Source organism: Aeribacillus sp. FSL K6-8210 (assembly GCF_037963925.1).
Taxonomy (GTDB): Bacteria; Bacillota; Bacilli; order Bacillales; family Aeribacillaceae; genus Aeribacillus; species Aeribacillus composti.
Map to the genome: position 1 here is coordinate 360,766 of NZ_CP150172.1, position 13,156 is coordinate 373,921.

Here is a 13,156-nt window from a genome sequence, read left to right on the forward strand (position 1 = left end):
ACTATTTCTTGTTTAGTACGTGGCTAAATCTTAACGCATGTTCAATTTCATCAGTCATGGCTCTAAAGAAAGCATCTCGAATCATTGGATCTTGTGTAGATAAATAATTATCGCGGTATGTCTCATATGCTTCCAATTCTTGTTCATAAGCGATCCGCAGACCTTCTTGGAAATTTCGGAATCGAGTTATTTTTGTTTGATAAACCGGTTTTTTTCCTGTTAATGTTTGATAAAGCTGCGTGAATGTTCGTAAATGTATTTTTTCGTCTTCTAGTGCATGTTCAATTGCCTGTCTCTGTTCAGAAGTTTCCGCCGCCTTTGCCAATCTTGTGTAAAAATCAATAGCACTTGCTTCAGAAGAAATTCCGTTTAAGATAGCCTTCAGTATATTGTCAATGGAGCTGTTGTTTCTATTTTGTCTAATGAAGCTGTGGTCGTAAACTGGATAATAGTAGTTTACATAATGTGTATTAGCATACATGCAAATATCCCACCTTTCATTTTTCTTATGTCAGTTTATTCAGATATAGAGAAAAAGTGATGAATTGGGTGAAATCGAGACGTGTCGGAAACAAATTTTTGTTAAAAACTAAATTCTTATTGACTTAAAACGAAAGAGGTTATATAATCATTTTCAAAATTATTTACTAAATAAATTATTTTCAGATAAGAAAAGCAAAGAAAAGGAGCAGTAAAAGAGGCCGGTGGCGCATAGAGAGCTGACCCGCAGGCTGAAAGGTCAGTCGTTCACCACTCTTTGAAGGTCACCTTGGAGCTTTGTTTTAGAAATAGCGCAAGCTAAAGTATAAAGCAACGGTTCTTCCGTTATCAAGAAAAGTCATGTACGTGACTTGCTGAGTCTGTATTTCGCGAGGAATACAGAAAAGTTGAGTGGTACCGCGAAAAACTCGCCTCAACAATCCAATATTTCTTTTTGGATTGGGGCGAGTTTTTATTTTGATAATTTCATATGAAAAAGGTGAGGAAAAGGAGCAGTAGAAGAGAGCGATGACGTATTAGAGAGCTGACCCATAGGCTGAAAGGCCAGCCGTTATCTCTCTTTGAAGATCGCCTTGGAGCCTTGTTTTAGAAATGGCTTTTTGCCAAAGTATAAAACAACGGATCTTCCGTTACGAAGAAAGTCATCTATGTGTGACTTGCTGAGTCTGTATTCTGTGAGGAATACAGAGAAGCTGGGTGGTACCGCGAAGCATCTCGCCCCAGCAATCAACCGATGTTTTATGCGTTGGTGATTGCTGGGGCATGTTTTTTTAATTGGCTATGTCGCCATGCTGCCCGCTAAAAGAAAAGCCCGATTTAGCCAATCAAGCATTCAATAAAAATTGGCAACCAAATAGGTCTAGTCAGCAGCGCACAATAAAATTAAAATAATGAGAAAGGATGGATGAACATGAATCAAGTTATTGAATTTATTAAATCGGACCGGTTAAAAGAGAAGCCTGATCTTGAGTCGTTAGGATTTGGAAAACATTTTACAGACCACATGTTTATATTGGATTATAATAAGGTGCAAGGGTGGCATTCCCCTCGTATAGTGCCGTTTGAACCGTTGGTGCTCTCGCCGTCAGCAATGGTATTTCATTACGGGCAAGCAATTTTTGAAGGGCTGAAAGCTTATAAAACGAATGACGGTCGCACATTGTTATTCAGACCGGATAAAAATATAGAGCGATTGAACCGCTCTTGCGAACGAATGTGTATTCCGCCCATTGACCCTGATTTAGTATTGGAAGCCATTGTGCGGCTTGTTGAAGTGGAAAGAGATTGGATTCCAAATAAAGAAGGCACTTCTTTATATATCAGACCGTTCATCATTGCAACGGAACCATATTTAGGAGTTAGACCAGCAAGCGAATACAAGTTTATGATTATCCTGTCGCCAGTTGGAGCTTACTATTCAGGCCGTCAGCTCGTTCCTGTAAAAATTTATGTTGAAGATGAATATGTTCGCGCTGTACCGGGAGGAGTTGGTCATGTTAAAACATCCGGAAACTATGCAGCTAGCTTATACGCCCAAAAAAAAGCGGAGGAATTAGGATACGATCAGGTGCTCTGGCTCGATGGAAAAGAAAATAAATATGTAGAAGAAGTTGGAAGCATGAACATTTTCTTCAAAATCAACGGTGAAGTGTACACGCCAAAATTAAACGGAAGCATTTTGAGCGGTATAACAAGAGACTCCGTTATCCAGCTAGTGAAAGATTGGGGAGTACCGGTGCATGAAGAACGCATTTCAATAGAAGATATCTTCAATGCCTACAAAAACGGGGAATTGGAAGAAGTTTTCGGAACAGGAACAGCAGCGGTAATTTCGCCGGTCGGAGAGCTGAAATGGAATGAGCATAAAATGCTATTGAATAATTCTGAAACAGGCGAGTTTTCTAAAAAGCTTTATGAAACGATCACGAACATTCAATACGGAAAAGCGGAAGACAAGTTCGGCTGGACGAAAGAGGTATAATTCAATTTTATATTGATTTCAAATAAAATTTATTAAGGTGCCATCCATCTTTATTTGCTTTCGAATCAGAAATATTGGCAGTGTCAAAAAATTGTTTTTAGGTAAGAATGGAACAGAATATGGAGAGGAGATAGATGATTGATTAAAGCTGTTTTTTTTGACTTAGATGATACACTTCTTTGGGATGAAAAAAGCGTCAGCGACACATTCCAATATGTTTGCACCACAGCCGAAGAACAATACGGGGTTGATTCAAAACAGCTTGAGGAAGCGGTTCGTCAAGAAGCGAGAAAATTGTATGAATCTTATGAAACATATCCATTTACAAAAATGATTGGCATCAATCCGTTTGAAGGCCTTTGGGCAAATTTTAGCGAAATCGTGCACGAACAGTTTGGGAAGCTTAATCAATTGGCGCCTGTTTACAGAAAAGATGCTTGGACGAACGGTTTGAAGGCGGTCGGTATAGATGATGCTGAATTCGGGGAAAAGCTGGCTGAGCTTTTTCATGCAGAACGGCGCAAAAGACCGCTCGTATATGAAGATACATTTGAAGTATTAGAACAGCTGAAACAAAACTATCGTTTGCTTCTTTTAACAAACGGGGATCCAAGCCTGCAAAAAGAAAAGATTGCTAGTGTTTCTGCTCTCTCATCGTATTTTGAGCATATTGTCATTTCAGGTGAGTTCGGCAAAGGTAAGCCTGATCCGTCAATTTTTGAACACGCACTAAACTTAATGGGTGTTCAAAGCAATGAAGTGGTAATGGTTGGAGACAAACTGAGCACTGACATACTTGGGGCATCACGGACAAATATCCGGTCTGTTTGGATAAATCGAAAGCAGTTGGAGCTTAGCGGAGATGTCACTCCAGACTATGAAATCAGCCAATTAAGAGATTTATTGACGGTTTTAGAGGATTTAAAAAAGGAATAGAAATACTTTGATAGGAAAAGAATGAGGCTGGACTGGATGAAAAAACATCCGAAGTCCAGTTTTTTTAGATTCGTGCTTTTTATGAAAGGGCTGTCTTAGAAAATCAAATCGCCATTGAAAACAAAAAATCATAAACACCGATATATCAACGTTTCTAAAACATTCATGGGGGCGTCAATAAGCCGTAAAAACGACTTATTAGACACCCCCAGCGGCTTTTTCTTTATTTAAGATGCGAGCCTAAAAATTCTTTCACTTCCTCAGGTGTTTTTGCGTATGCGCTGTGCAGATGAGCGATTTTTTCGTTGTTTTTAAAAATTAAAATGCTTGGAATTCCCATTACTTGATATTTTTCAGCTAGGTCGGGGAATTGATCTTTATTGATCTCATACCATTCATATTGACCGTATTCTTCTAAAATGTCGCCGATAAACATGTCCATTCTTTTGCAATCAGGGCACCAATCGGCAAAAAACTTGATGATGGTTTCTTGATTGCTCTGAATCACTTGTTCAAACTGTTCTGCTGTCTCTATTGGCTTCATTGGATAACCCCTCCTTCCTTCGTATTTATTTTAATTCATGGTAAAGAAGAAGTGAATTTTTTTCTCCCGCAAATAAATTGTTCGGCAATGATAACAAAAACAACCTATATAATGATAAAATAAAACAGATGATTTTTTTCAAAACGGGAGGAAAAAATAAATGGCAATCAAACTGGCGCTTGTATATGGGGGCAAATCTGCCGAGCATCAAGTATCATTACAAACAGCTCGGGCAGTAATAAACGCTCTCGATAAAAATAAATTTGACATACATCCAATTTACATTACGGAGCAAGGGCAATGGGTAAAAGGAAAGCAATTGAACGGTCCAGTTGAAAGAGTAGAAGACTTGAAGTTTCTAGCGGGAAATTCCGAAGCTGGAGAAAAAGGTGAACATTTGCCGGTACCTTTCAGTCAAGAGCTATTTAACGCTCCAGGAAGCGCTGATCCAGTCCATGTCGTATTTCCGCTATTGCATGGACCGAATGGTGAAGATGGAACGATACAAGGAATGCTGGAATTGCTGAATATACCTTATGTTGGGAATGGAGTTTTGGCTTCAGCAGCGGGAATGGATAAAATCATTATGAAAAATTTATTTGCCCAAGCAGGACTTGCTCAGGCAAAGTACGTTTGGTTTACGAGCAAAGACTGGGAAAAAGATAAAGAGAAGGTTTTTCAAAAAGTCGAGGAGCAGCTCGGGTATCCTTGCTTTGTAAAGCCAGCCAACCTCGGCTCAAGCGTAGGTATCAGCAAGGCAAAAGATCGGCAATCGCTCATTCAATCTATTGAAGAAGCGTTTCTGTATGATCGGAAGCTGATTATTGAAGAAAGTATTGATGGAAGGGAAGTTGAAATCGGAGTAATTGGAAATGATGAACCGATCTGCTCTGTTGTTGGGGAAATTGCTCCGAAAAAAGAGTTTTACGATTATAAAGCGAAATATGAAGACGGAGATACGGAACTCATTATTCCAGCTGACATAACGGAAGAGCAATATGAACAAATCAAGAAAATGGCGCTGAAAGCATTTAAAGCTATCGATGGTTCTGGACTTGTTCGGGCAGACTTTTTCTTGAGAAAAGACGGAACACCGTTGATCAATGAAGTGAACACAATGCCTGGATTTACGCCGTTTAGCATGTTCCCTCTTTTATGGAAGCACAGCGGCATCGATTATCCGGCGTTGATTGAAAAATTGGTTCAGCTTGGAATCGAGCGATATGAACTAAAACAGAGAATCAAGTATACTATTTAAAGATCGTTCTTAGGGCGGCTGTGTAAAGCCGCCTTTTGAAAGGAGAACAAAAAAGCATGATAAAACGGCAATTATCAGCAATTAAGCAGATGGCAAACAACGCAGAATTAAAAGAGGAATTTGAGAAGATTACCATCGAAGGAGTAACGACTGATTCGCGGAATGTCCGTAAAGGAAACTTATTTGTACCCATTATTGGCGAAAAGTTTAATGGACATGACTTTGTCGAGAAAGCGTTCGAAAATGGTGCTCATGCCTCCTTATGGTCTAGATCAGTCCCGAATCCGCCGCAAGACAAACCATTGATCATTGTCGACGATACCTTGGCAGCATTGCAGCAGATTGCTTCTCACTATTTGTTGGCAGTAAACCCAAAAGTAGTAGGGATTACAGGCTCTAATGGCAAAACAACGACAAAAGATATGATCGCATCGGTTGTGGGCACTCGGTATCGCGTGCATAAAACGAAAGGGAATTTCAACAACCATATCGGTCTGCCTTTAACAATATTAGATATGCCTGAAGATACAGAAGTGGCCGTATTAGAAATGGGCATGAATGCTAAGGGAGAAATTGAATTATTATCATCAATTGCACGTCCTGATATAGCCGTCATTACCAATATCGGCGATGCTCATTTACAAGATTTAGGCTCTCGTGAAGGGATTGCGGAAGCAAAGCTTGAAATTATAAAGGGTTTAAAAGAGAATGGAACGCTCATTTATCATGGTGATGAGCCTTTGTTAAAAAAAGACTATTCATGTCAAACCGTAACGTTTGGAGAAAATAAAAACAATAATCTTTTTCCGACATCAATGGAGCTGTTGGGTGAAGGAACACGGTTTCGCGCCAATATAGCTGAACAGCCTTTTTTTATCCCTGTTTTAGGCCGTCACAATGTTTTAAACGCATTGGCAGCGATCGCTGTTGGAGAACTGCTAAAGATCGGACTGGATCGTATTGAAAAAGGGCTTCGCGATTTGAAAATAACAAACATGAGACTTGAATTGATTCAAACGAAGAACGGTCTGTCCATCATAAATGATGCATATAACGCGAATCCTACAGCGATGAAAGCAGCCATTGATCTAGTCCATGGTCTAAAAGGATATTCGCAAAAAATTCTTGTCTTAGGGGATATGCTGGAGCTTGGCGAAAGAGAAGTTGAACTTCATCAAGAAGTAGGAATGATGCTGTCTGATCAAGAAATTGATCACCTCTTTACATTTGGAAAACTCGGAAAAGAAATTGCCGTTGGTGCAAAGAAAGTTATAGATGAAAGAAAAATTCATGTGTTTTTTGACAAAGATGAACTCATTCATGAATTAAAGAAAGCTCTAGGCTCAAAAGATCTTGTGTTAGTGAAAGCGTCCAGAGGAATGAAGCTGGAAGATGTTGTTCATGCATTAATGAAAGATTGAACTACCACTAGGCTAAAGCCGCAGTGGATTCTTAGGTAGAAGGTTCTAACGAACCTTAATTTACTAAGCTATCCCCGTAGTTCCTACGGTTAGAAGCCTTATGGCTTCATTTTTGATATTGATACTTGCGTTAATATCTCGGTCATGATGGGTATAACAATTAGGGCACTCCCATTCACGCAACGCAAGATTTTTAACGTCTTTGTTTTGGTAGCCACAACACGAACAAAGCTGACTAGATGGAAAATTTTTCGCCACCGTTACAACTTGCTTTCCGTACCACTTTGCTTTGTACTCTAACATGGTTCTGAACTGTGACCATGATATTTCACTGATTGCCTTTGCAAGATTACCATTTTTAAGCATATTACTAACAGACAAATTTTCTATCCCGATAATGTCGTGGTTTTTGACAATCTCGGTTGAAATTTTGTCTAAATAATCCTTACGAGTATTGGCAATCTTTTCATGGATGCGAGCAACTTTAATTCGTTGCTTATTCCAATTAGAACTACCTTTCTTACGTCTTGAAAGAATACGTTGTGCTTTTGCTAATTTCTTTTCTAGCTTACGAAACCATTTAGGGTTTGTATATTTTGTTCCATCAGAAAGAATAGCGAAGTCCTTTAAGCCAACATCTATGCCAACGGCTGAACCTGTTTTCGGCAACTCTTGTACTTCTGTTTCAACCAAAATGGACACAAAGTATTTGCCACTTGGATTTCGTCTAACAGTCGCACTAAGAATACGACCTTCTACTTCTCGACTTTTGGCAAACTTAACAAGACCAAGTTTAGGTAGCTTAATTTTGTTATCTATAATGGCTATATTTCCGTTTGTATACTTAGTCGTGTAAGATTGAACCTTATTCTTCTTAGACTTGAAACGTGGTTTATCGTTTTGTTTCTTGAAAAAACGATTGTACGCATCCACAAGGTTTTTGAGTGATGATTGAAGAGCGATGCTGTCTACTTCTTTTAACCACACTAATTCCTTTTTTAGTTGTGTTAATTGAGAAGAACAAGCGTTATAAGTTAATCCTTTACCTGTTTCCTTGTAAATATCATTCCATTTTGCTAAAAAATGATTAAATACAAATCGACAGCAACCAAATGTTTTATTAATTAATATTTCTTGTTCTTTGTTTGGGTAGATTCTAAATTTATACACCTTATTTATCATCATTGATTTTCACCTCCCTGTTTGTGTATTATTATAATATACATTGATTATATCATGTATTATTTTAATACACAATGGGGGTTTTAAAAAAATGTCGCAAGTTTTGAATATGCGTTATCCAAAAGAGTTACTGAAACGAATTGACGAATTCAAAGAAAAGAAAGGTTTTACAACTCGTACCCAAACAATTATTTATCTCATTCAATATGCACTCGAACAGTTGGACAAAAATTAGGGCTTACATCCCCTAACCTAAAGGTATAGGGGTTTTACGCCCACCTTATAAAATAAAATAAAACATCATTTTGCTTGTGCTTTTGTTTTTATGCTTTTTTATCTATAGTGCGGTAAGTTGAAATAGATTGATGGAAATGGTATGATAACACCTGCGGTGAATGGATAAAAATCCCTATGCGTACTTTCCAGCAAAAATCGGAGTTTACACTATTCTCACGACTATGATAAGCTTACAGTTTCTAGAAAATACGCACAAGAGCCTTTTTATCCAGCAGCGCTTAATAAAAGTCTTAAAGGAGTTTGGAAAAATTGACAAATTTGTTTCACCAGTTCGGGTTGAGTCCGGAGCTGTTAAAATCAATAAAAAGAATGGGCTTTGAAGAAGCGACTCCCATTCAAATGCAGGCGATCCCTTTAGGCTTGAACAATAAAGACATCATTGGACAAGCGCAAACAGGGACAGGAAAAACAGCAGCTTTTGGCATCCCTTTAGTAGAAAAAATTAATGTTCATGATTCAGCTGTTCAAGCGATTGTGATAGCCCCAACACGGGAACTTGCTATACAAGTATCAGAAGAGTTATATAAAATCGGCTATGATAAACGGACAAGAGTATTGCCGATTTACGGAGGCCAGGACATTTCCAGGCAGATTCGGGCTTTGAAGAAGCCTCCCCACATCATTGTTGGAACACCTGGAAGGTTATTGGATCACATACGGCGCAATACGCTGCGGCTTGATTCTGTGCACACTGTCGTTTTAGATGAAGCGGATGAAATGCTCAACATGGGGTTTATTGATGATATTGAGCACATTCTTTCAAATATTCCTAGGGAGCGTCAAACCCTTCTATTTTCTGCGACAATGCCTGGTCCAATTAAATCAATTGCAGAACGCTTTATGAAAAATCCGACTCATGTCCGTGTAAAAGCGAAAGAAGTAACGGTTCCAAATGTGCAGCAATATTATTTAGAAGTGCCTGAAAAACAAAAATTTGACGTTTTGACAAGACTTCTTGATCTGCAATCACCGGAGCTTGCGATTGTGTTTGGCAGGACAAAGCGCCGAGTGGACGAACTTTCTGAAGCATTAAATGTCCGCGGCTATTCAGCAGAAGGAATTCATGGCGATTTAAGCCAAGCGAAACGCTTATCTGTTTTGAACAAATTTAAAAATGGAGCCATTGATGTACTTGTTGCAACAGACGTAGCAGCCAGAGGGCTTGATATATCTGGTATCACCCATATATATAATTTTGATGTACCTCAAGACCCTGAAAGCTATGTGCATAGAATTGGAAGAACAGGACGGGCTGGGAAGTCAGGAAAAGCGATGACGTTTATAACCGCAAGGGAACGCGGTATTTTGGAAACCATTGAGCATACAACAAAAAGAAAAATGGATCGAATGCGTCCTCCTACTTTAGATGAAGCACTAGTAGGAAAACAAAAAATGACGGTCGAAAAAATTTGCTCTGTAGTGGAAACTGAAAATTTAGATCAGTATAAAAATTTTGCTGCGGAGCTATTGGAAAAATATGATTCCGTCCCATTGCTTGCAGCAGCTATTAAAATGTTAACGAAGGAGCCGGATACGACACCTGTAAAATTGACGGAGGAACCTCCTCTCCCTATGAAGAAAGAAAAAAGCAGAAATAAACGAAAGCTTGATTTAAAAAACAAACGGGTTGGACGGAAACGCTCCTTTCATTCAGCAAGATCGACAAAAGGATCGGCTAGCCCAAAATAATTGGAATGAAAAAGAATAATCAGACATGGAAAAAGAGGCATTCCAAAACTTGGAGCTGCCTCCTTTTTATATATTTGAAACTTTTTGCCTAAATGAAACGTAATTTTTTACAGAAGGAGACAAGGGAGGGAAAAACTTGCGGCGCGAACCACAAAATCGCATTAGTCCTAAAGCTGTTACTGTATGGAAGATCACTGCGGCTATTTGGAGCATCGTTGAGTTGCTGGTGATCATAGGCATATCTTTATTGATATTTTTTTTCAACTGGCCGAAATGGATTATTCCTATATTGGCAATTATTTGGTTGGTGTCTTCTATTTGTTCCATTTTCATTTTTCCAAATATTCGGTTGAAAATATGGCGATATGAAGTTCATGAGAATGAACTGGATTTGCAGCATGGATTGTTTACAGTTACCCGTGTGCTTGTTCCAATGGTGAGAGTTCAGCATGTAGATACCTCACAAGGACCGATTTTAAGAAAATATAACTTGGCGACTGTAACTATTTCCACTGCAGCAACGGTTCACGAGATTCCTGCCCTGGAAATGGAAGAAGCGGATCAGCTTCGCGATTATATCTCGAAATTGGCACGGGAGGCGAAGGATGATGTATGATCAGAAAAGATTGCATCCCGTAGCTGTTTTAGTGAAAATTGCGAAGGCGATTAAAGAAATTATAGTAACGAATATTTTCTTGTTTGTCACAAACATAGGAAACATCCGGTCGTTTTTATTGATCGGAACGATTCTAGCACTTATACTCACGATCATTTCCAGTGTGTTAAATTGGTTGAAATTTACTTATCGCATTGAAGAAAATGAATTTCGTGTTGAGCAGGGCGTTTTTTTAAAAAAAAATCGATATATACCGATTGAAAGAATTCAATCCATAAATGTAACCGCCGGTTTCATCCAGCGCCTCTTCGGTGTAGTGAAGCTTGAAATCGAAACAGCGGGCGGCATGGGCGAAGCAGAGGTTGAACTTAGCGCCATACGGAAAGAAGAGGCAGAACAGATTCGGACAATCATCAAGGAGCAAAAAAGACAAATAGCACAAGGAGAAGCAGAGCAAGACAAACTGGAAGAAGGAAGGGTTCTTTACAAAATAAGCTTTAACGAACTGCTTATTACTGCAGCAACTTCAAGCGGCTTAGGGGTTGCTCTGTCAATCGTAGCCTTTTTAAGCCAATTTGATGAAATTATTCCGTACGAAAAAATATTTGACAAGCTGGAATGGATTGTCCATGCAAGTGTGACGATGATTGTCATCTTATGTTTGATTGGTTTGATCATTGCGTGGATTATAAGCTTTATCGGGGTTTTACTCCAGTACGGAGATTTTACAGTTCGAGAAGAAGCCGGACAGATTATTATTTCAAGTGGCATTTTTGAAAAAAAACAGATTTCTATACCAATAGATCGTATTCAAGCAATTAAAGTAACAGAAAATTGGCTGCGCCAGCCTTTTGGATATGCAACTGTACATATTGAATCGGCGGGAGGCGGAAGTGACAAGGATGTCGAGACCATTTTGTTTCCGTTAATTCGGAAGAAACAAGTTAAAGAAAAGGTTGAAAGCTTTTTTCATTTGACGATAAACGAGACACTGCACCCGGTTCCGCGGCGTGCGCTGTCCAGATTTTTGCTCCGTATGCTGATTTTATCACTTCTCATAGCCGTCCCTTTATGCTTGTTTTTTAAACCATGGGGCTACTTATCACTTATTCTCATTCCTTTTGCACTGGTGCTCGGATATTTTCAATATAAAGATACAGGTTGGTATTTAAATGGAAAAGAATTGACGCTGTCTTTCCGCGTGTTGAATAAGACAACCGTCTTTTTCGAAAAAAAGCGGATTCAATCATTGGAATTGAAACAATCCTATTTTCAGAGACAAAAAGATCTGACTTCTGTTCAGTGCAGTATTATTTCCAAGTCTACTGGAAGCTTTTTTGCTGTTAAAAACCTCGAGGAAAAGGACGGAATGGAAATTTATAAATGGTTTTCAAGAAGAAGTGAAGGACAAGTTTAGAAGCTCCCATCTCTCATGTGGATGGGAGTGATTTAAATTTTTACAACACATATAAAATAGCCGCAAGTATAAAAACGAAAACAAAAATCCATATCGACCATTTTTTGAAAAATAATTTCATTCCTTCCTGCCGAACCGGTTGATGATAATACGTATAATGAATGAAGCTTGGTTTTTTACGGACAAACACTTTACCTAGCAAAAATCCAGCCAGAAGTCCTGTTACATGTGCAACTACATTGATATGGGCATCAATAAAAGACAGTACGAGAGCTATGGCTGTAACCGTTAAGATCATTTGAGAGTTTTTTTGATCCATATATTCCTTTCGGAAAAAACAGATGAACATGTACGTGCCCAAAATGCCAAAAATCGCCCCTGAAGCTCCTGCATGAGAATAATCCATTGGCATGATCAAATAGGTTGCAATGTTGGCTATAATGCCTGATGCACTGTAAATGACCAGAAAATAAATTGACTTTACCATTCGTTCCAGCGGCGGGGCAAAAATAATAAGTGTGATTGTATTAAACAAAAGATGGGAAAAGCTAGTATGCAAAAAAATTGGTGTAATGAGCCGCCACCATTCCCCTGAATGAACCCCTGCATTGTATCCGGTTAAAAAAGAAAATAGAAGCGTAAATATTGGGAAAGAAAGTTTCATCATAATCCATAACACAACATGTATGCAGCTTATGATCGTGACAGCAGGATAAAGGCGAATAAAAGTGTGAAGGCTTTCTGTTCTGCGAAACATGTGAATTCTCCTTTTCAACAGGACAAGTATTCTATAATCATTTGTATGATTTTCAATTTATAAATAGTACAGTAGAAAATTAAAGGGATGTGATGGTGTGATCGTTGGGATTGGACTTGATATCGTTGAAATGGACAGGATGAAAGATATTATGGAGCGGAGATCCAACATTATTGACAGAATCTTATCGTTTCGCGAAAAGGAAATCTTTAATAAATTGCGGGATTCAAGACAATTGGAGTTTTTGGCAGGCAGATTTGCCGCTAAAGAAGCATTTAGCAAAGCATTAGGGACAGGAATCGGAAAGACAGTGGGCTTTTTAGATATTGAAATTTTACATGATGAAAAAGGGAAACCGATCATTGTGCAAAATATTACATCAGACCGGGTGTTTGTGACAATCACTCATTCAAAAAATTTTGCTGCTGCACAAGTAATCATTGAAAGCCTGTCAAGCTAGTCTGCATATTTGCTGACCTTGCCTCATATAGTTGTAATGCGGTAGGGGAGACAAGTCAGAAATTGTTCACTGACTCTTCAAAACTTCCTAGTGACGC

13 protein-coding genes and 2 other annotated features are annotated in these 13,156 nt (G+C 38.7%); of the genes, 9 read left to right on the forward strand and 4 right to left on the reverse strand.

The window, feature by feature from the left end:
- Position 1 precedes the first annotated feature (1 nt).
- Positions 2-481 carry a ferritin-like domain-containing protein gene (locus tag NSQ41_RS01800; protein WP_066247086.1) on the reverse strand — a complete coding sequence of 160 codons (480 nt, stop codon included), beginning with the start codon at positions 479-481 and terminating at the stop codon, positions 2-4.
- A gap of 188 nt (positions 482-669) precedes the next feature.
- Positions 670-919: a binding site (T-box leader), on the forward strand.
- A gap of 54 nt (positions 920-973) precedes the next feature.
- Positions 974-1,226 (forward strand) — a binding site (T-box leader).
- A gap of 185 nt (positions 1,227-1,411) precedes the next feature.
- On the opposite strand from NSQ41_RS01800, the gene NSQ41_RS01805 reads away from it, so the two are divergent.
- Positions 1,412-2,482, forward strand: coding sequence for a branched-chain amino acid aminotransferase (locus tag NSQ41_RS01805; protein WP_063388219.1), 1,071 nt, complete (start codon positions 1,412-1,414; stop codon positions 2,480-2,482).
- Positions 2,483-2,623: 141 nt separating this feature from the next.
- Entirely contained in the window at positions 2,624-3,418 is a 795-nt protein-coding gene (locus NSQ41_RS01810) for an HAD-IA family hydrolase (RefSeq protein ID WP_339199943.1), read from the forward strand.
- Positions 3,419-3,641: 223 nt separating this feature from the next.
- Here the strand turns inward: NSQ41_RS01810 and NSQ41_RS01815 are convergent, their stop codons facing one another.
- Positions 3,642-3,962 carry a thioredoxin family protein gene (locus NSQ41_RS01815; protein ID WP_063388220.1) on the reverse strand — a complete coding sequence of 107 codons (321 nt, stop codon included), beginning with the start codon at positions 3,960-3,962 and terminating at the stop codon, positions 3,642-3,644.
- A gap of 160 nt (positions 3,963-4,122) precedes the next feature.
- On the opposite strand from NSQ41_RS01815, the gene NSQ41_RS01820 reads away from it, so the two are divergent.
- Positions 4,123-5,220, forward strand: a complete 1,098-nt coding sequence (locus NSQ41_RS01820; RefSeq protein WP_339198457.1) for a D-alanine--D-alanine ligase — start codon at positions 4,123-4,125, stop codon at positions 5,218-5,220.
- A gap of 56 nt (positions 5,221-5,276) precedes the next feature.
- The gene (gene murF / locus NSQ41_RS01825) at positions 5,277-6,641 is read left to right on the forward strand and encodes a UDP-N-acetylmuramoyl-tripeptide--D-alanyl-D-alanine ligase (RefSeq protein ID WP_339198460.1); all 1,365 of its coding nucleotides are present in this window, start codon (positions 5,277-5,279) and stop codon (positions 6,639-6,641) included.
- Positions 6,642-6,704: 63 nt separating this feature from the next.
- Here murF and tnpB read toward each other — a convergent pair whose 3' ends face one another.
- The gene (gene tnpB / locus NSQ41_RS01830; RefSeq protein ID WP_339210888.1) at positions 6,705-7,826 is read right to left on the reverse strand and encodes an IS200/IS605 family element RNA-guided endonuclease TnpB; all 1,122 of its coding nucleotides are present in this window, start codon (positions 7,824-7,826) and stop codon (positions 6,705-6,707) included.
- Positions 7,827-7,914: 88 nt separating this feature from the next.
- Between tnpB and NSQ41_RS01835 the strand changes: the two genes are divergently transcribed.
- From NSQ41_RS01835 to NSQ41_RS01850, 4 genes are all read left to right on the forward strand, one after another.
- On the forward strand, positions 7,915-8,058 hold the full coding sequence (locus tag NSQ41_RS01835; protein ID WP_339198465.1) for a ribbon-helix-helix domain-containing protein: 144 nt from the start codon (positions 7,915-7,917) through the stop codon (positions 8,056-8,058).
- Between the two features lie 371 nt (positions 8,059-8,429).
- Entirely contained in the window at positions 8,430-9,809 is a 1,380-nt protein-coding gene (locus NSQ41_RS01840; RefSeq protein ID WP_063388241.1) for a DEAD/DEAH box helicase, read from the forward strand.
- A gap of 136 nt (positions 9,810-9,945) precedes the next feature.
- Positions 9,946-10,425: a PH domain-containing protein gene (locus tag NSQ41_RS01845; RefSeq protein ID WP_063388223.1), complete on the forward strand. Its 480-nt coding sequence runs from the start codon at positions 9,946-9,948 to the stop codon at positions 10,423-10,425.
- Positions 10,415-11,842, forward strand: coding sequence for a PH domain-containing protein (locus tag NSQ41_RS01850; RefSeq protein ID WP_063388224.1), 1,428 nt, complete (start codon positions 10,415-10,417; stop codon positions 11,840-11,842). The genes NSQ41_RS01845 and NSQ41_RS01850 overlap by 11 nt, the downstream gene beginning before the upstream one ends.
- Positions 11,843-11,882: 40 nt before the next feature.
- On the opposite strand, the gene NSQ41_RS01855 is transcribed toward NSQ41_RS01850, so the two are convergent.
- A complete protein-coding gene (locus tag NSQ41_RS01855; protein ID WP_063388225.1) occupies positions 11,883-12,599 on the reverse strand; it encodes a rhomboid family intramembrane serine protease in 717 nt (238 codons plus the stop codon).
- 97 nt (positions 12,600-12,696) lie between these two features.
- Between NSQ41_RS01855 and acpS the strand changes: the two genes are divergently transcribed.
- A complete protein-coding gene (gene acpS, locus NSQ41_RS01860; RefSeq protein ID WP_063388226.1) occupies positions 12,697-13,059 on the forward strand; it encodes a holo-ACP synthase in 363 nt (120 codons plus the stop codon).
- The last annotated feature ends 97 nt before the right edge of the window (positions 13,060-13,156 follow it).